The 17,351-nt window shown below is 62.9% G+C and carries 19 protein-coding genes; 10 read left to right on the top strand and 9 right to left on the bottom strand.

From position 1 onward, the window contains the following. Position 1: 1 nt before the first annotated feature. A complete protein-coding gene (locus K675_RS0109585) occupies positions 2-598 on the bottom strand; it encodes a septation protein A (RefSeq protein WP_017903298.1) in 597 nt (198 codons plus the stop codon). An 84-nt stretch (positions 599-682) separates the two neighbouring features. Here K675_RS0109585 and K675_RS0109580 point away from each other — a divergent pair, with 84 nt between their 5' ends. The 7 genes from K675_RS0109580 to arfB all read left to right on the top strand — a co-directional run bounded on the left by K675_RS0109580 (position 683) and on the right by arfB (position 8,065). Continuing rightward, on the top strand, positions 683-1,549 hold the full coding sequence (locus tag K675_RS0109580) for a PHP domain-containing protein (RefSeq protein WP_017903297.1): 867 nt from the start codon (positions 683-685) through the stop codon (positions 1,547-1,549). A 13-nt stretch (positions 1,550-1,562) separates the two neighbouring features. Then, positions 1,563-2,192 (top strand): L-threonylcarbamoyladenylate synthase, encoded by a 630-nt coding sequence (locus K675_RS0109575; RefSeq protein WP_017903296.1) that lies wholly within the window; start codon positions 1,563-1,565, stop codon positions 2,190-2,192. Between the two features lie 120 nt (positions 2,193-2,312). Beyond that, positions 2,313-3,011 carry a segregation and condensation protein A gene (locus K675_RS0109570; RefSeq protein ID WP_198291630.1) on the top strand — a complete coding sequence of 233 codons (699 nt, stop codon included), beginning with the start codon at positions 2,313-2,315 and terminating at the stop codon, positions 3,009-3,011. Between the two features lie 12 nt (positions 3,012-3,023). Further along, complete coding sequence (gene scpB, locus K675_RS0109565; protein ID WP_017903294.1) at positions 3,024-4,088, top strand: SMC-Scp complex subunit ScpB; 1,065 nt, start codon at positions 3,024-3,026, stop codon at positions 4,086-4,088. A gap of 240 nt (positions 4,089-4,328) precedes the next feature. Then, positions 4,329-5,534, top strand: coding sequence for a 23S rRNA pseudouridine(2605) synthase RluB (rluB, locus tag K675_RS0109560; RefSeq protein ID WP_017903293.1), 1,206 nt, complete (start codon positions 4,329-4,331; stop codon positions 5,532-5,534). Between the two features lie 609 nt (positions 5,535-6,143). Then, a complete protein-coding gene (locus tag K675_RS0109555) occupies positions 6,144-7,565 on the top strand; it encodes an amino acid permease (RefSeq protein ID WP_017903292.1) in 1,422 nt (473 codons plus the stop codon). Positions 7,566-7,651: 86 nt separating this feature from the next. After that, complete coding sequence (gene arfB / locus K675_RS0109550; RefSeq protein WP_017903291.1) at positions 7,652-8,065, top strand: alternative ribosome rescue aminoacyl-tRNA hydrolase ArfB; 414 nt, start codon at positions 7,652-7,654, stop codon at positions 8,063-8,065. A 45-nt stretch (positions 8,066-8,110) separates the two neighbouring features. Here arfB and K675_RS0109545 read toward each other — a convergent pair whose 3' ends face one another. The 6 genes from K675_RS0109545 to phhA form a co-directional block, all read right to left on the bottom strand. Next, complete coding sequence (locus tag K675_RS0109545; RefSeq protein WP_080635325.1) at positions 8,111-9,316, bottom strand: MFS transporter; 1,206 nt, start codon at positions 9,314-9,316, stop codon at positions 8,111-8,113. A 99-nt stretch (positions 9,317-9,415) separates the two neighbouring features. Further along, positions 9,416-9,598 carry a hypothetical protein gene (locus tag K675_RS0109540; RefSeq protein ID WP_017903289.1) on the bottom strand — a complete coding sequence of 61 codons (183 nt, stop codon included), beginning with the start codon at positions 9,596-9,598 and terminating at the stop codon, positions 9,416-9,418. An 86-nt stretch (positions 9,599-9,684) separates the two neighbouring features. Further along, complete coding sequence (locus K675_RS33890; RefSeq protein WP_017903288.1) at positions 9,685-9,816, bottom strand: hypothetical protein; 132 nt, start codon at positions 9,814-9,816, stop codon at positions 9,685-9,687. 197 nt (positions 9,817-10,013) lie between these two features. Beyond that, on the bottom strand, positions 10,014-11,207 hold the full coding sequence (locus K675_RS0109530; protein WP_017903287.1) for an amino acid aminotransferase: 1,194 nt from the start codon (positions 11,205-11,207) through the stop codon (positions 10,014-10,016). Further along, entirely contained in the window at positions 11,207-11,563 is a 357-nt protein-coding gene (locus tag K675_RS0109525) for a 4a-hydroxytetrahydrobiopterin dehydratase (protein WP_017903286.1), read from the bottom strand. The genes K675_RS0109530 and K675_RS0109525 overlap by 1 nt, the downstream gene beginning before the upstream one ends. A gap of 100 nt (positions 11,564-11,663) precedes the next feature. After that, on the bottom strand, positions 11,664-12,449 hold the full coding sequence (phhA, locus tag K675_RS0109520) for a phenylalanine 4-monooxygenase (RefSeq protein WP_017903285.1): 786 nt from the start codon (positions 12,447-12,449) through the stop codon (positions 11,664-11,666). Between the two features lie 321 nt (positions 12,450-12,770). Between phhA and K675_RS0109515 the strand changes: the two genes are divergently transcribed. Next, positions 12,771-14,327, top strand: a complete 1,557-nt coding sequence (locus tag K675_RS0109515; protein ID WP_017903284.1) for a sigma-54-dependent phenylalanine hydroxylase transcriptional regulator PhhR — start codon at positions 12,771-12,773, stop codon at positions 14,325-14,327. A 191-nt stretch (positions 14,328-14,518) separates the two neighbouring features. Here the strand turns inward: K675_RS0109515 and K675_RS0109510 are convergent, their stop codons facing one another. Together K675_RS0109510 and K675_RS0109505 are read right to left on the bottom strand one after the other, a co-directional pair. Beyond that, positions 14,519-15,241 carry a TylF/MycF/NovP-related O-methyltransferase gene (locus K675_RS0109510; protein WP_017903283.1) on the bottom strand — a complete coding sequence of 241 codons (723 nt, stop codon included), beginning with the start codon at positions 15,239-15,241 and terminating at the stop codon, positions 14,519-14,521. Beyond that, complete coding sequence (locus K675_RS0109505; RefSeq protein WP_017903282.1) at positions 15,238-16,104, bottom strand: hypothetical protein; 867 nt, start codon at positions 16,102-16,104, stop codon at positions 15,238-15,240. Before K675_RS0109505 ends, K675_RS0109510 begins: the two co-directional genes overlap by 4 nt. Positions 16,105-16,434: 330 nt before the next feature. On the opposite strand from K675_RS0109505, the gene K675_RS0109500 reads away from it, so the two are divergent. Both K675_RS0109500 and K675_RS32180 read left to right on the top strand, forming a co-directional pair. Further along, the gene (locus K675_RS0109500; protein WP_026145066.1) at positions 16,435-17,175 is read left to right on the top strand and encodes a flagellar basal body rod protein FlgF; all 741 of its coding nucleotides are present in this window, start codon (positions 16,435-16,437) and stop codon (positions 17,173-17,175) included. 46 nt (positions 17,176-17,221) lie between these two features. After that, a partial coding sequence (locus K675_RS32180) for a flagellar basal body protein (protein ID WP_232434415.1) occupies positions 17,222-17,351 on the top strand: 130 nt, incomplete at its 3' end.

Genomic DNA, 17,351 nt, shown 5'->3' with positions numbered 1-17,351 from the left:
GTCAGTCCTCGGTTTTTGGCGTGGTCGGATCGGCGTCGTGCAGGTGGCGGGACAGATAGATGCCCTGGCCCACCAGGAACAGCAGGGTCATGCCCAGGCTGCCGAACACCTTGAAGTCGACCCAGTACTGCTGGAAGGTGAAGGCGACGAACAGGTTGGCGGCGCCGCAGAACACGAAGAACACGATCCAGGCCAGGTTCAGGCGCAGCCAGATCGGCTCCGGCAGGCTCAGGGCGTGACCCATGATGCGCTTGATCAGCAGGCGGTCGCCGATGAAGTGACTGCCGGCGAAGGCCAGCGCGAACAGCCAGTTGACCACCGGGGCCTTCCACTTGAGGAAGGTCTCGCTGTGGAAGGCCAGGGTCAGGCTGCCGAACACCAGGCAGGCGATCAGCGTCAGCCATTGGCTTTTCTCCAGCTTGCGCTGGCTGATGAAGAGGGCACCGTAGACCACCAGCGAGCTGACGATCAGCACCGCCGTGGCGCTGTAGATGCCGCCGACCGTCAGGCTGTGGCCGGCGATGTCGATGAGGCGGGGTTCGATTTTGTAGACGATGAAAAACAGGAACAGCGGGATGAAATCGATGAATTGTTTCACAGTGGCAGCCAGAAGCAGGATGTAGCGGCATAATAACAAACATACTTGTCAGCGAAAGCGCCACCCAGAGGTTATTCAGTTCCCGTGGAAATCGATCTGCACTGCCACAGCACGGCCTCCGACGGCGCCCTGGCGCCAGCGGCCCTGGTTGCCCGTGCGCACGAGAGAGGCGTGCGGGTCCTGGCCCTGACCGACCACGACACCCTCGAAGGTCTGGCCGAGGCGCGCGAGGCCGCGCAGGCCCTGGGTATGCAACTGGTCAACGGTGTCGAGCTGTCCTGCACCTGGGGCGGGGCGACCATTCATGTGCTCGGCTACGGTTTCGATGTGACCGCGGCGCCGTTGGTCGAAGCGATTGCCCGCCTGCACGAGGGCCGTTGGTTGCGTTCCGAGGAAATCGCCCGCAAGCTGGCGCTCAAGGGCATGCCCGGCGCGCTGGAAGGCGCGCGGGCGATCCAGCAGGAGTTGGGTGACAGTGGCAATGCCCCGGCGCGCCCGCATTTCGCCGATTTCCTGGTGCGCGCCGGGTTCGTCAAGGATCGCGCCGAGGCCTTTCGCAAGTGGCTGGGGGCCGGCAAACTGGGCGACGTCAAGTTGCACTGGCCGTCCCTGGAGGACACCGTGGGCATCTTGCGCGCCGCCGGTGCCTGGGTCAGCCTCGCCCATCCCTGGCATTACGATTTCACCCGCAGCAAGCGCCGCAAGCTGATTGCCGACTATATTCAAGCGGGAGGCCAGGCAATCGAAGTGGTCAACGGGTATCAGCCGGCCGAACAGGTCGGCAGCCTGGCGATCCTGGCCCGCGAGTTCGGGTTGCTGGTCAGTGCCGGCAGCGACTTTCATGGCCCTGGAGGCTGGTCCGAGATCGGTGAGTACCGCCCGCTTCCCGACGATCTGCCGCCACTCTGGTGTCGGTTCAAACATGACCAGCCATCAACCGCACGCGTCTGAACAGGAAGACAACGTGAGTCAATTTTTCCAGATCCATCCGGAAAATCCCCAGGCGCGCCTGATCAAGCAGGCGGTGGAAATCATCCGCAAGGGTGGGGTGGTGATCTACCCCACCGATTCGTCCTATGCGATCGGTTGCCAGATCGGCGACAAGAACGCGGTCGAACGCGTGCGGCGCCTGCGGCAGCTGGACGACAAGCACAACTTTGCATTGATCTGCGCCGACCTGTCGCAACTCGGTCTGTTCGCCAAGGTCGATACCGGGCTGTTCCGCCTGCTCAAGGCGCACACGCCGGGGCCCTACACCTTCATCCTGAACGCCACCCGGGAAGTGCCGCGGCTGTTGCTGCACCCGAAAAAGCGCACCATCGGCCTGCGTATCCCCAGCCATCCGATCGCCCTGGCGCTGCTGGCCGAGCTGGGCGAACCGCTGATGAGCGTGAGCCTGATCCTGCCCGACGAGAGCGAGCCGATGGTCGATCCGTACGAAATTCGCCAAGTGCTGGAGCACCAGGTCGATCTGATCATCGACGGCGGTTTCGGCGGGCTCAAGGCGTCCACCGTGATCAACCTGGCCGACGGCGATCCGCAAGTGGTGCGGGTGGGATGTGGCGATCCGGCACCGTTCATGGTCGAGGCCTGAATGTCCGCCGTTGAAACGGTCGACAGCCAGGCCGGAGCGCAACAGGAACTGCCGTTCGCCATGGTCTATGGCCAGGCGGTCATGGAAATGCCGGTGGACCTGTACATCCCGCCGGATGCCCTGGAAGTCTTCCTCGAAGCCTTCGAAGGCCCGCTCGACCTGCTGCTGTACCTGATCCGCAAGCAGAACATCGACATCCTCGACATCCCGGTAGCGGAAATCACCCGTCAGTACATGGGCTACGTCGAACTGATGCAGTCGGTACGCCTGGAACTGGCCGCCGAGTACCTGGTGATGGCGGCGATGCTCGCCGAGATCAAGTCGCGCATGCTGCTGCCGCGTTCGGCCGAGGTCGAGGAGGAGGAAGAGGACCCAAGGGCCGAGCTGATCCGTCGGCTGCAGGAGTACGAACGCTTCAAGACCGCCGCCGAGGGCATCGATGGCCTGAGTCGGGTCGGTCGCGAAATCATCGTGCCGCAACTGGACGCTCCCGAGGCCCGCGCGCGCAAGCTGCTGCCGGATGTCGCCCTGGAGGAGGTGCTGATGTCCATGGCCGAAGTGCTGCGTCGTGGCGACATGTTCGAAAGCCACCAGGTCACGCGCGAGCAACTGTCGACCCGCGAGCGCATGAGCGATGTGCTCGAACGCCTCAAGGGTGGCGGTTTCGTGCCTTTCGTCGAGCTGTTCAGCGCCGATGAGGGCAAGCTTGGCGTGGTCGTGACCTTCATGGCGATCCTCGAACTGGTCAAGGAATCCCTGGTCGAGCTGGTGCAGAATGAGCCCTTTGCGGCGATCCATGTGCGTGCCCGCGCCGAATAACGAGCTTAATCAATGAACCTGACTGAACCCCGCGAGCTGGCCCCGCTGCTTGAAGCCTTTCTGTTGGCTTCGGGAAAGCCGCAATCGATGGAACGCCTGTACGAGTTGTTCGAGGAGGGCGAGCGTCCGGAACCGCCGGTCTTCAAGAAGGCCCTGGCAATCCTGGCCAAGTCCTGTGACGGCCGTGCCTTCGAGCTCAAGGAGGTGGCTTCCGGCTACCGGTTGCAGATTCGTGAGAAGTTCGCGCCCTGGGTCGGCCGGCTCTGGGAAGAACGCCCACAGCGCTATTCGCGGGCGATGCTGGAGACGTTGGCGCTGATCGCCTATCGCCAGCCGATCACCCGCGGCGAGATCGAGGATGTGCGGGGCGTGGCGGTCAACAGCCAGATCGTCAAGACCCTGCTGGAGCGCGAGTGGATCCGCGTCGTCGGCTACCGCGAGGTGCCGGGCAAGCCGGCGATGTTCGCCACCACCAAGGCCTTTCTCGACTACTTCAACCTGAAGAACCTCGACGACCTGCCGCCGCTGGCGGAACTGCGCGAGATCGAGCCGGACCCGGTGCTCGACTTCGACGACGCGCCGGTGCCCGAGGGCCTGCAGGCCCTGGCCGATGCCAGCGTCGACCCGGAGGCGGAGCAAGAGCCGAAGAAGGAGGAGACCAGCTTCCATACCCTGTTGCTGGAACTGGACTCGATGGAGGAGGGGATCAAGACCGACTTCGACGATTTGCTCCGGGATGGCGATGTTCCGGCGCCTGCCGGCGAGTTTCCGCACGAGCCGGGTTTGCCGTTGCCGAGGGCGCTCGATCTGCCGGAACTGGAGGAAGAGACGGAGCCTGACCTGGATGCCGAGTTCGAACCGGAGCCTGAGCCGGAGTTCGACATACCTGAGGACGAGTCGGAGGAGGACCTGGTCGGCGCCGCCGAAGCCCGCGAGCGCCTGTTGGCGGCGGTCGCTGCGCTGGACAACGCTGCCAGGCCAGAGCCCGAGCCAGCTGTCGAGCTCAGCGAAGAAGAAGCCGAGGCCCTGGCATTGGCCGAAGCCATCGAGAACGAGCGGCGCCAGTGGGAAGATTGAGGTCGCGGTCTTGACTGTGAGCGCTTTTGTGGGAGACGGCCGCCCGGCCGTCTCCCACAGGAAGTGCTCTCGCAGGAATATCTTCCCAAGCCGCCTTGTCCGACAGACAACTGCTACTCTGTGATGCGCAACGTCGAAGATCCGCGTATGATTCGCGGCCCTTCGACGAACCCATTCGTCCAGAACAGTATTTTATCTCTATCAGGCCAGGCCTGAATCGACACACCGGGAGGTGCCCAGATGAGTGACAACGATCTGCAAGACCAGGACAGCCAACCCATCCGCCCCGCAGGCGAAAAACTGCAGAAGGTCCTCGCCCGTATCGGCGTGGGCTCGCGCCGTGACGTGGAAGGCTGGATCAGCCAGGGCCGTATCAAGGTCAATGGCAGCGAGGCCACCCTCGGCCAGCGTGTCGACCTGCACGACGCGATTACCATCGATGGCAAGGTCATCAAGCGCGAAGAGGCTTCCGAATCGGTACGCCGGGTGATCATGTACAACAAGCCCGATGGCGAGATCTGCACCCGTGACGACCCGGAAGGCCGCCCGACCGTGTTCGACAAGCTGCCACGTCCGAAGGACGGGCGCTGGATCAACATCGGCCGCCTCGACATCAACACCACCGGCTTGCTGATGTTCACCACCGACGGTGAACTGGCCAACCGCCTGATGCACCCGTCCTACGAGATGGACCGCGAGTACGCGGTCCGTGTGCGTGGCGAAGTCGACGACGAGATGATCGAGCGCCTCAAGGCCGGGGTCATGCTCGAGGATGGTCCGGCCAAGTTCACCGACATCCAGCAGGCGCCGGGTGGCGAGGGCTTTAACCATTGGTACCATTGCGTGGTGATGGAGGGCCGTAACCGCGAGGTTCGTCGCCTGTGGGAGTCCCAGGGCCTGGTGGTCAGCCGTCTGAAACGCGTGCGTTTCGGTCCGGTGTTCCTCAATTCCGACCTGCCGATGGGGCGCTGGCGCGAAATGAGCCAGCGCGAGGTCGATATCCTCAGCGCTGAGGTCGGCCTGACGCCGGTGGCCATGCCGCAAATGACCGCCAAGAGCAAGGACAAGCTGGAGCGCATGCAGCGTAAATCCTCGCGTCCGCTGGCGCGCAGCGAGCGCGTGCGGACCCTGCGTCCGGCCCTTGAAGGTGCCGAGCGCCCGAGTCGTGAGCCGCAGATCGAAGGTGAGCGTCCGGCACGCAAGCCCGTGCGCCAGGATGGCGAGCGCGCTCCACGGGCACCGCGCCCGGCCGGGCGTGGCGAGTCGAACCGTGGCACGCCAGTGGCCGAGCGTCCGGCCGACAGCAAGCGCTCGGGCAAGCCGGCGCCGAAGTCCAAGCGTCCAGGCGTCGGTCTGGTCGACAATGGCGCACCTTCGGGTAAGCGTCGTGGCGCCCCGGCCGGCTCCGGCCAGCGTCCCGGCTTCGGTCGTCGCAAGCCTGAATAAACGTCCAGCGTCCTGAAAAAAACGCCAATCGTCTGATTGGCGTTTTTTTTTGCGGATTTTTTTCGATGTGTCAGGTGGAAAATTTTCGTTACACGTCGTCAGGAAAATTTTACGAGTTGTGCGGGCAAACCCCCTGGATCCATTGGTTTCGGTGCCCTGTAAGGAATAGTTTCCGAGGCACCGGAGGATCACGCTTTTTGCGCCGACAAGGCCTCTTGTCCACCGTCAGCCGCGGCGGTGTCATATCCCCATACCTGCCGGTGGTGGTCTGGCGGTGTACAATGCGCGCCGTTTTAACTGTGACCCAACTGCGTAATCGCGCATTTTGTGCCGTCCGGCGGCTGCCTTGCGACGCCTCCGAAGGCCAATACCCTCAAGGTTATCCGCCTTGTTCACTCCATCCTGTCACAAGCACGATGGGTTCGATTTCGTCACAGATAAAAACAAACAGGTGACGCATGACTCGTAGCAATCCTCGCAACAGCTGCCCTCTGAATGCCTGGCGTCCACGCCGCGGCCTGGTGTTTGTCCCCAGGGTTTCGTCTATCGCTTATCGCTGATAGCCAACGCCCCCCGAACATCATCCAACCTTGCGTGAGACCCTTTCCAATGAGTGGAACCCTTCCTCCTTCGGGCGAGCTGAAACGCGGCCTGAAAAATCGTCATATCCAACTGATCGCCCTCGGTGGGGCCATCGGTACCGGCCTGTTCCTCGGTTCGGCCGGGGTGCTCAAGTCCGCCGGCCCGTCGATGATCCTCGGCTACGCGATCTGCGGCTTCATCGCCTTCATGATCATGCGCCAGTTGGGCGAAATGATCGTCGAGGAGCCGGTCGCCGGCTCCTTCAGCCACTTCGCCCACAAGTACTGGGGTGGTTTCGCCGGCTTCCTGTCGGGCTGGAACTGCTGGATCCTGTATATCCTGGTGGGCATGTCGGAACTGACCGCGGTCGGCAAGTACATCCACTACTGGTGGCCGGACGTGCCGACCTGGGCCTCGGCGGCGGGCTTCTTCGTGCTGATCAACCTGATCAACCTGGCCAACGTGAAGGTCTTCGGCGAGGCCGAGTTCTGGTTCGCGATCATCAAGGTCGCGGCCATCGTCGGCATGATCGCCCTGGGCAGCTACCTGCTGGTCAGTGGCCATGGCGGCCCGCAGGCGTCGTTGAGCAACCTGTGGGAGCACGGCGGGTTCTTCCCCAATGGCGTCAGCGGCCTGGTCATGGCCATGGCGATCATCATGTTCTCCTTCGGCGGCCTGGAAATGCTCGGTTTCACCGCCGCCGAGGCCGACAAGCCGAAAACCGTGATCCCCAAGGCCATCAACCAGGTGATCTATCGGATCCTGATCTTCTACATCGGCGCACTGGTCGTGCTGCTGTCGCTGACCCCGTGGGACAGCCTGCTCACCACCCTCAACGCCTCCGGCGATGCCTACAGCGGCAGCCCGTTCGTCCAGGTGTTCTCGATGCTGGGCAGCAACACCGCGGCGCACATCCTCAACTTCGTGGTCCTGACCGCGGCGCTGTCGGTGTACAACAGCGGTACCTATTGCAACAGTCGCATGCTGCTGGGCATGGCCGAGCAGGGCGATGCGCCGAAGCTGCTGGCGCGGATCGACAAGCGTGGCGTGCCGGTGTTCTCGATTCTCGCCTCGGCGCTGGTGACCTTCGTCGCGGTGCTGATGAACTACCTGATTCCGCAGCATGCGTTGGAGTTGCTGATGTCGCTGGTGGTCGCGACCCTGGTGATCAACTGGGCGATGATCAGCTACTCGCACTTCAAGTTCCGCCAGCACATGAACCGTACCGGGCAGACCTCGCTGTTCAAGGCGCTGTGGTACCCGTACGGCAACTACATCTGCCTGGCGTTCGTGGTGTTCATCCTCGGCATCATGCTGATGATCCCGGGCATCCAGATCTCGGTGTACGCGATCCCTGTATGGCTGGTGTTCATGTGGGTCTGCTATGGCATCAAGAACCGTCGCAGCGTCCAGCAGGGCTTGCCTGCCGCCAGTTCCGCGCTGAAGTAACGCTTTACCGGCAACGGACAAACCCGGCCCTGTGCCGGGTTTGTCATTTCTGTATCCTGAACATTCCTGAAGCCGGACGTTTTCCCATGCTGGTCATTTCCAACAACGTGCAACTGCCGGACCACGAGATCGAGTGGACGGCCATTCGCGCCCAGGGTGCGGGTGGGCAGAACGTCAACAAGGTCTCCAGCGCGGTGCACCTGCGTTTCGACGTGCCGGCCTCATCGCTGCCAGCGTTCTACAAGGAGCGCCTGCTGGCCCTGAGTGACAACCGCATCACCGGCGACGGGGTGATCGTGATCAAGGCCCAGCAGTATCGGACCCAGGAGCAGAATCGTGCCGATGCCCTGTTGCGCCTGGTGGAGTTGATCCAGGCGGCGACCAAGGTCGAGAAGAAGCGCCGGCCGACCAAGCCGACGCTGGGTTCGAAAAAGCGTCGGCTGGACAGCAAGTCCCAGCGCGGGGCGATCAAGGCCGGGCGCGGCAAGATCGATTACTGAGCCTGAAAGGCCTGTCAAAGACTGCCTGCTCGCCACAATCGGTACTCAGGCCTGGTCGCGCTGCTCGCGGCTCCTGGGGGCCTGGCGATACAGGTAGACGCTCAAGGCCAATCCGGAAACCGCCGCCAGCGCCGCGAACAGGAAGATCGAGGCAAAGCCGAAACCGGCGGCGATCGCCCCGACCAGCGGGCCGGTGATGCCCAGCGACAGGTCGATGAACAGCGAGTAGGCGCCCACCGCCGCGCCACGACTGGAGGCCGGCACCAGGTTGACCGCTTCCACGCCCAGTGCCGGAAACACCAGCGAGAAACCGAACCCGCTCAGCGCCGCGCCCGCCAGTGCCCAATGGGCATCCGGGGCGATCCACAGCAGCAACAGGCCGAGGGTTTCCACCGACAGGCAGGCGATTGCCACGCGAAAGCCGCCGAGGCGGTTGATCAGGTTGCCGAACAGCAGTCGGGCGCCGATGAAGCTCGCGCCGAACAGGCTCAGGCACAGTACCGCGTTGCCCCAGTGCCGGGTGGCGTAGTACAGGGTGATGAAGGTCGCGATGGTGCCGAAACCGATGGAGCCCAGCGCCAGTCCGGTGCCATGGGGCAACACGCGCCCGAGCACATGCAGGAACGGCAGGCGTTCGCCGGCGACGATCGGTGCCGCCTGCTTCGGCCAGGCCAGCAGCAGGCCGAGGGCCGCCAGCAGCAGGATGCTCACGCCCATGCTCCACAGCCCCAACTGGTTGACCAGCCAGACGCCCAGCGGTGCACCGACGGCGAGGGCGCCGTAGCTGGCGATGCCGTTCCAGGAAATCACCTTGGCGGTGTTCTGTGCGCCGACCCGGCCGATCCCCCAACCGATCGAGCCGGAGCCGACCAGGCTTTCGGCGCTGCCGAGGATCAGTCGGCCGATGAACAGGCTCGCCAGGCTCAGTACAGGTGCGCCGTGCAGAACGCTCGGCAGCAGCATGAACACCCCGCTCAGGCCGCAGCCGGCCAGGCCGTACATCACCGCGCGCTTGCTGCCCAGGTTATCGATGATCCGGCTGGCATAGGGGCGGCTGAGCAGCGTGGCCAGGTACTGCACGCTGATCACCAGGCCGGCGATCACCGCGCCGAACCCCAGTTCGCTATGGACGTAACCCGGCAGGACCGCCAGCGGGATGCCGATGTTCAGGTAGCCGATGAAGGTGAACAGGACGATGGAAACGACTTGCAGCGTCACCGCTAGGGGGCGCTGGGAATCTGACGCGGGCAAAGGCTCACCATGACAGCGAAGAGGAAAGGCAGGCTGCTTATGATAACGAGGCTAAGGGACTTGTAGGGAACTGAATCGAAAAAAACGTCGGGGAAATATTCAGGACTGCGGTTGTGCCAGCAGGCGGGTGGTCACCAGTGCGGCCAAGGCGTTTTCCTGACTGCCGAAACGGGCGAGCAGGGCGGCCTGCTTTTCCTTGGACAGATTGTTCCACAGCGCGATCATCTGTTCGGCGGTGCCGATCAGCAGGTTGGCCTGGGTTTCGTCGAAGGTGTCGTTCACGGTGTGTTCCTGGGGTGGTCGAATCTATCTGGCCGTGTGAAAAAACATCGGGATCGGTTTTTTCACACGGTCAGTTTCTACAGGCTTCAGTCTTTACTGTCGGCCTTCAGGCTTTCGGCCGTCTCATTGGTTTCAGGCTGTTCGGCGCTGGCTTGCTGCGGGGTTTTCTGCTCAGTTTCGTGCAGGCTCGGGAAGGGGAAGTTGGGTATTTCGTGCATCGTCGTCACTCCTTGCAAAGTCTGTTTTTTAAATCGCTGGGTAGATCCGCGCTTTTAAAAAGCCTGGGCAGGATACAGCACTGGACGTGACAGAAAGATTTTTTATCTTTCCTGCCGGCGGGTCACTCGTCACCGAAATGCAGGGCGACCGCTGACGCGAGGTGCGCTCCCCGGGCTGGACAGGGGAGCGCATGGGCTTACTGGCAGACCGCCGCGATCGCTTCGGCCAGGGCATCCAGGCGGGTCGCGTCGATACCGGCGACGTTGGCCCGGCCGGAGCTGACCATGTAGATGCTGTAGTCGTCACGCAGACGCTTCACCTGGGCCGGCGACAAGCCGGTGTAGGAGAACATCCCGCGTTGCACGCCGATATGGGCAAAGCGTTGCGCCAGGCCATGGGGCTCGAGTGCTTCGACCAGGCCGCTGCGCAGTTGGGCGATACGCGCGCGCATGGCTTCGACTTCCTCGGCCCACAGCTTTTTCAACTGCGCATCGCCGAGGATGGTCAGCACTACCGCAGCGCCGTGATCCGGCGGGTTGGACCAGAGGTTGCGCGCCACCGCCGCCAGTTGGCTGCGTACATCCACCAGCTTCTCGGCGTCGGCGCTGCAGACCAGCAGGGCACCGGTGCGCTCGCGGTACAGGCCGAAGTTCTTCGAGCAGGAACTGGTGATCAGCACCTCCGGCAGTTCCCTGGCGAACAGGCGGACCGCCCAGGCATCCTCCTCGACGCCGTCGCCAAAGCCCTGGTAGGCGAAGTCGATCAGCGGCAGCAGTTCCCGTCGGCGAACCACGTCCAGCACCCGCTGCCAGTCGGCATGGGACAGGTCGAACCCGGTCGGGTTGTGGCAGCAGGCGTGCAGCAGCACCACGTCGCCTTTCGGTGCCTGTTCCAGTGCCGAGAGCATGCCGTCGACATTCAGGCGGTTGTCGGCGCCCACGTACGGGTAGTGGCTGATCTTCAGGCCGGCGGCGTTGAAGATGGTCTCGTGGATCGGCCAGGTCGGGTCGCTCAGCCAGATGCCACGTCCCGGCAGGCACTGGGCGATGAAGTCCGCGCTCAGGCGCAGGGCGCCGGTGCCACCCGGGGTCTGGGTAGCACCGACCCGGCGCTCGGCGATCAGTGGCGAATCCGTGCCCATCACCAGTTCGCACAACAGGCTGCCGAAACGCAGGTCGCCATGGCCGCCGATATAGGACTTGGTCAGTTGCCCGTCCACCAGCTTCTGCTCGGCCAGCTTGACCGACTGCAGGATGGGCGTCAGGCCCTGGGCGTCCTTGTACACGCCGACACCGAGGTCGAACTTGTTCGGATTCGGGTCCTGGGCATAAGCCTCCAGCAAACCGAGGATCGGGTCGCCGGGGACGCGCGCGATGGCGGTGAAATGCATTATTTAAGGCCCTCGGCGGTTTTGCCGACCTCGTCGGTGCGTGCCGCCATGATGAAATCGTTACGGTGCAGGCCCTTGATGGAGTGGCTCCACCAGGTCACGGTGACTTTGCCCCACTCGGTCAACAGGCCTGGATGATGGCCTTCGGCTTCGGAAATGGCGCCGACGGCGTTGGTGAAGGCCAGCGCGAACTGGAAGTTCTTGAAGCGGTAGACCTTCTCCAACTGCATGATGCCGTCGCGAACTTCGATATTCCAGTCCGGAATCTGCCGCAGCAGTACCGGCAGTTCCTCGTCGCTGACCTGTGGGGCATCGGCGCGGCAGGCTTCGCAATGGGCTTGGGTGAGGGTGGTCATGGTGTATTCCTGTCTGTCGTTCTTGTTCGTTGCACGCCCCTCGGCGATACCGGTTCCGGTATCGGCGCGAGGGCTATGGGGTATGGCCGAAGGTCGCGGGTCAAGCGGCCTTGGGCGGGAACTTGGGGGTATGCAGGCCCAACTGCATGGCTTGTTCGACCAGGCCCATGATGTCTTCGTGGGCCAGGTCGAACAAGCGCTTGAGCTCCGGCAGCGCGAAGTACACCGGCTGCAGGATGTCGATGCGATAGGGGGTGCGCATGGCTTCCAGCGGGTCGAACGGCTGGTGCTCGGGTTCGCCGGACAGGCTGTAGACCGTCTCCTTCGGCGAGGAGAGGATACCGCCGCCGTAGATGCGTCGACCTTGCGGGGTATCGACCAGGCCGAATTCGATGGTCATCCAGTACAACCGCGCCAGGTATACCCGCTGCTCCTTGGTGGCCTTCAGACCGAGCTTGCCGTAGGTGTGGGTGAATTCGGCGAACCAGGGGTTGGTCAGCAGCGGGCAGTGGCCGAAGATCTCGTGAAAGATGTCCGGTTCCTGCAGATAGTCCAGTTCTTCCTCGGTGCGAATGAAGGTGGCCACCGGAAACTGTTTGTTGGCCAGCAGTTCGAAGAAGGTCTGGAAGGGGATCAGGGCCGGCACCCGGGCCACCTGCCAGCCGGTGGTCGCCGCCAGCACGGCATTGATTTCGCCCAGTTGTGGAATCCGGTCATGGGGCAGGCCGAGCTTCTCGATACCGTCCAGGTACTCCTGGCAGGCACGCCCCTCGATCACTTTCATCTGCCGGGTGATCAGGGTGTTCCACACCGCGTGCTCGGCGGCCGGGTAGTCGATAAACCCATGCGCATCGGGCTCGCGGGCCACGTATTGCGTCTGTTTCATACAGCTCTCCTGCTAGAGGGATCGTTCTTGTTATGTCCAGCGTTGTGCCTAAGTGTTGATCCGCCCTGGCAGGGAATGCACCGGGCCGGTGGGCATTGAAAGCGGGGGAAGCGGGCTTTTCCTGTAAAGTAATCGTTACAAATGTCGACTTGTGCCCGGCGGTCGGCATTTTTCCAGGCTGGTTTTGTGGAGGGCTGTCACGTAATCTTTACGAAAAACTGCGGCGCAACCCAAAAAGTTGTCGGCCCGCCCTCGCCAAACCCCTCTGGGTGGCGGTTTCGGTCCCTCGAGCAGTCCCGATCACCTTCCCGGGCTTTTTTCATGCGTATCAAAGTGCACTGCCAGAACCGCATCGGCATCCTCCGCGACATCCTCAACCTGCTGGTGGACTACGGCATCAACGTGGCCCGGGGCGAGGTCGGTGGCGACCAGGGCAATGCGATCTACCTGCATTGTCCGAACCTGATCAACCTGCAGTTCCAGGCCTTGCGGCCGAGGTTCGAGACGATTGCCGGGGTGTTTGGCGTGAAGCGGGTCGGGCTGATGCCCAGCGAGCGTCGGCATATGGAACTCAATGCCTTGCTGGGTGCGCTGGAGTTTCCGGTGCTGTCCATCGATATGGGTGGCTGCATCGTCGCGGCGAACCGGGCGGCGGCGCAGTTGCTCGGGGTGCGGGTCGACGAGGTGCCGGGGATTGCCCTGTCCCGTTACGCGCCGGATTTCGACCTGCCGGAGCTGGTGCGCAGCAACAAGTCGCGGATCAATGGTCTGCGGGTGAAGGTCAAGGGTGACGTGTTTCTGGCGGATATCGCGCCGCTGCAGCCCGAGCATGAGGACAGCGAGGCCATGGCCGGCGCGGTTTTGACGTTGCACCGGGCCGATCAGGTCGGTGAACGGATCTACAACGTGCGCAAGCAGGAGCTGCGCGGCTTCGACAGTATCTTCCAGAGCTCACGGGTGATGGCGGCGGTGGTCCGCGAGGCCCGGCGCATGGCGCCACTGGATGCGCCGCTGCTGATCGAGGGCGAAACCGGTACCGGCAAGGAACTGTTGGCGCGGGCCTGCCACCTGGCCAGTCCGCGCGGCCAGGCTCCCTTGATGGCACTCAACTGCGCCGGCTTGCCGGAGTCGATGGCCGAGACCGAGCTGTTCGGCTACGGTCCCGGGGCGTTCGAAGGCGCCCGGGCCGAGGGCAAGCTCGGCCTGCTGGAACTGACGGCCGGGGGCACGTTGTTTCTGGATGGCGTGGGGGAGATGAGCCCGCGGCTGCAGGCCAAGCTGCTGCGCTTCCTTCAGGATGGCGGCTTCCGGCGGGTCGGCAGCGACGAGGAAGTCTACCTGGACGTGCGGGTGATCTGTGCGACCCAGGTCGATCTGTCGGAACTGTGCGCCCGCGGCGAGTTTCGTCAGGACCTGTATCACCGGCTCAATGTGCTGTCGCTGCATATTCCGCCGTTGCGCGAATGTCTGGATGGCCTGACTCCGCTGGTGGAGCATTTCCTCGACCAGGCCAGTCGGCAGATCGGTTGCCCGTTGCCGAAGCTGGCACCGGCGGCGATGGAGCGGCTGAGTCATTACCACTGGCCGGGCAATGTTCGCCAACTGGAAAACGTGCTGTTCCAGGCGGTGTCGTTGTGCGATGGCGGCCTGGTCAGGGCCGAGCATATCCGCCTGCCGGACTACGGCGTGCGCCAGCCGCTGGGGGATTTTTCCCTGGAGGGCGGGTTGGACGAAATCGTCGGGCGGTTCGAGAAGGCGGTGCTGGAGCGGCTGTATTCGGAGCATCCGAGCAGCCGCTTGCTGGGCAAGCGGCTGGGCGTGTCGCACACCACCATCGCCAACAAGCTCAGGGCCTATGAGGTGCTCAAGGAGGAATAGCAGGCATGCTTTTGGGCTGCCCCCAAGGTTGGATGGGTTTCCAACTTCTTGGGGGCCGTCCATTTTGTGGGAGCCGGCTTGCTGGTGATAGCGTCCAACCAGGCGCCTGCGATGTCGATTGTCAGGACGCCGTCGCCAGCAAGCCGGCTCCTACGGGGCCCTGATGCGGGGATCAGGGCCGGCGGCGTCGATCAGATGTGGAAGTAGCCCACGCACGAGTCGAACGGCAGACGCTTGAGCTCGATCTTGTTCAGGTCGAACACTTCGCGCAGGGCCTTGGTTTCGCCCGGGAAGTTGCGGTAGGCGACTTCGTCGAGCACCACGATGGCACCCTTGGGCATGTACGGCAGGAAGGTTTCCAGGGCGACCTTGGTCGGCTCGTACAGGTCGGTGTCGAGGATCAGCATCGCCACGACCAGGTCCGGACGGCTCTTGACGAACTCCGGCACGGTCTTGCAGATGTCGCCCTTGACCAGCTCGCAGCGCGGGATGCGGTTGACCGGACGCAGCAGGTCGTTGGCGTCGATCATCTCCTGGATCAGCGACTGGTCGGTATCGGAGAACATGGTCTCGTTGATGTCGGCCGGGTCTTCGTCCTTGTTGATGCTGGTGAAGCCTTCGAAGGTGTCGAAACCGATGATCGAGCGGTTGATCGCATAAGGTTCGAGGATCATCGACAGGTGCATGTAGAGCATCAGCGAGTTGCCCTTGTACACGCCGCACTCGACGATGGCGCCGGGGATGTCCATGACTTTCTTGAACAGCTCCATGCGCGACAGCGCGGCGGTCACGTTGATGCGGTTGGCGAATACGAATGGCGCATCGGCCACGTACTCGGCATCGACCCGCTTGAGTACGCCTGCGCGGGTTTCGTTGTACTGGGCTTCGGCAGGCGTGAGGCGGCGCTTGGTCATTGTGAGATTCCTTGGAAATTCGAGAAGTCGTGGGCGTGGAAGTAGTCTTTGAAGCCGGCGCCGACGTCCGGACAGGCGCTGTCGACGTTTGGAGCGCCGCGATTGTTGCGCAGGTCGTCGAGGTGCATCAGGCGGAAGTCGACGCTGAAACGGGTGCGGTCGGTGAAGTTGGCTACGGTGCCGTGCAGGTGCGAGCCGGAAAAGGTCAGCATTTCGCCGGTGTTGGCAGCGATGCGCATTTCTGAAGAACCGTCGATGTCGCCCGTGGGAACCGGGTGAACGCGAACCTCTTCGGTCAGGTTGTCCTTGGCCTTGTGCCGCTGGTTGTTGATCCAGTCGTTCAGGCTCCAGTCCTTCGAGGTATTGGCCACCGGCTTCTCGAAGTACGCAGCATTGATCATCATGGTCTGTTCCGGCGCGATGGTGTAGACCGGCATCCAGGTGTTGATCTGACAGTCGACGCTGCCGTACCAGGTGTCACGGTGCGGCTTGTAGGCGTAGCTGACACCAGCGTGCAGGTAGTTGTAGTTGGGCACGACGCGCAGGCGTGGTACATCGAAGATGTACTCGCGCGGGTCGAGGCCCAGCTCGTGAATGAAACCAAGGATCAGGTCCTTGACGCGCTGGCTGTTGGTGAACTGGCCCTTGAGGCGGGTCACCCGGGCGACGAATTCCTCGACCGGCATCATCTTGTGCAGGGACTGGTGATCGGTTTCACCGTCGAAGGCCGACGTGATGCTCTCCTGGGCGAATCCGCAGAGTTGCCTGGTCGTCGCCAGGTTGGTATCCAGGAATACCGCTCCGCAATAGATGGCTTCCTTGAAGTCGGCCTTTTTCTGCAACTGATTGATGTACAGGTTCACGGTAGCCCTCCCGAGTGCTTTGGCTGATCTAGGTGTCGGCCGTACCTCGGCAAACTGAAATCAGTCACTTGGTGCGTTGGCTTGCAAGGTCCGTTCCCGAACCCGCAGTGGAGAAGGTGGGCGCGGTGCCAACTGACCGGTACTTGCCGCTAGCGGCATGAGTCCGCCGTTTTTTCGTCTCTGCCTCAAGGCCTCGCCAGCGCCTTTTTATCCTCGCAAGCCCGGCCGGCTTGGGTCTGCCCGCTCTTGTATCAATGTTGGTGCAGAAATTGCTAAGCCTCTCGCCGTACAGCGGTGGGCGGCAAACGCCTGTCAGCAAGAGGAAAGACTGTGGACAAGTACCTTTACGTGGCAATGACCGGCGCCAGCCAGAACGCCCTGGCGCAAAAGGCGCATGCCAACAACCTGGCGAACATCTCTACCAGCGGTTTCCAGCGTGACCTGGAACAGGCGCGTTCGATGCCGGTGTTCGGTGACGTCTTTCCGGCGCGTGCGTTTGCCATGTCCGAGCGGCCGGCAACCGATTTTTCGCCGGGCGCGATGCAGCAGACCGGCCGCGATCTTGACGTGGCCGTGGGCGGCGACGGTTGGATGGCGGTGCAGACCCCTGACGGTGGCGAAGCCTATGTGCGCACCGCGAGCATGAATATTGACGCGCTGGGCGTGTTGCGTGCCGGCAACGGCATGCCGGTGATGGGCAACGCCGGCCCGATCGCCGTGCCGCCCGAATCGAAGATCGAGGTGGGGCAGGACGGCACCATCAGCATCCGCTCGATGGGCGAGGGGCCGCGAGTGGTGGCCGTGGTCGACCGCATCAAGCTGGTCAAGCCCGATATCAAGAACATGACCAAGGGCCTGGACGGCATGATCCACACCAAGGACGGCCAGGCGGCCCCCGTCGATGCCAGCGTCAAGCTGGAGTCGGGTTTCCTCGAGGCGAGCAACGTCAATGCCGTCGAAGAGATGACCGCGGTGCTGGCCCTGTCCAAGCAGTTCGAACTGCATGTCAAGATGATGAACACCGCGAAAGACGATGACCAGGCAATGGCTCGGGTCTTGCAGATCAGCTAATCACCACAACGTAGCGCCGTAAAACAGGCGCGCGAAGGAGAACAGAATGCTTCCGGCTCTATGGGTTGCAAAAACAGGTTTGGCGGCGCAAGACACCAACCTGACCACCATTTCCAACAACCTGGCCAACGTCTCGACCACCGGCTTCAAGCGTGATCGTGCCGAGTTCCAGGACC

It is taken from the genome of Pseudomonas fuscovaginae SE-1 (assembly GCF_000364705.1).
GTDB classification, from domain to species: domain Bacteria; phylum Pseudomonadota; class Gammaproteobacteria; order Pseudomonadales; family Pseudomonadaceae; genus Aquipseudomonas; species Aquipseudomonas fuscovaginae_A.
The sequence above is the reverse complement of the archived record's forward strand: the minus strand, read 5'-3'. Positions and strand labels throughout refer to the sequence as shown.

Excerpts from the sequence above, each read along its gene's own strand:
- K675_RS0109530 (WP_017903287.1), bottom strand. The coding sequence starts at position 11,207 with ATGCATTTCACCGCCATCGCGCGCGTCCCCGGCGACCCGATCCTCGGT.
- K675_RS0109510 (WP_017903283.1), bottom strand. The coding sequence starts at position 15,241 with ATGACCAAGCGCCGCCTCACGCCTGCCGAAGCCCAGTACAACGAAACC.
- K675_RS0109515 (WP_017903284.1), top strand. The coding sequence starts at position 12,771 with ATGCGTATCAAAGTGCACTGCCAGAACCGCATCGGCATCCTCCGCGAC.
- K675_RS33890 (WP_017903288.1), bottom strand. The coding sequence starts at position 9,816 with ATGCACGAAATACCCAACTTCCCCTTCCCGAGCCTGCACGAAACTGAG.
- arfB (WP_017903291.1), top strand. The coding sequence starts at position 7,652 with ATGCTGGTCATTTCCAACAACGTGCAACTGCCGGACCACGAGATCGAG.
- K675_RS0109525 (WP_017903286.1), bottom strand. The coding sequence starts at position 11,563 with ATGACCACCCTCACCCAAGCCCATTGCGAAGCCTGCCGCGCCGATGCC.
- rluB (WP_017903293.1), top strand. The coding sequence starts at position 4,329 with ATGAGTGACAACGATCTGCAAGACCAGGACAGCCAACCCATCCGCCCC.
- scpB (WP_017903294.1), top strand. The coding sequence starts at position 3,024 with ATGAACCTGACTGAACCCCGCGAGCTGGCCCCGCTGCTTGAAGCCTTT.
- K675_RS0109555 (WP_017903292.1), top strand. The coding sequence starts at position 6,144 with ATGAGTGGAACCCTTCCTCCTTCGGGCGAGCTGAAACGCGGCCTGAAA.
- phhA (WP_017903285.1), bottom strand. The coding sequence starts at position 12,449 with ATGAAACAGACGCAATACGTGGCCCGCGAGCCCGATGCGCATGGGTTT.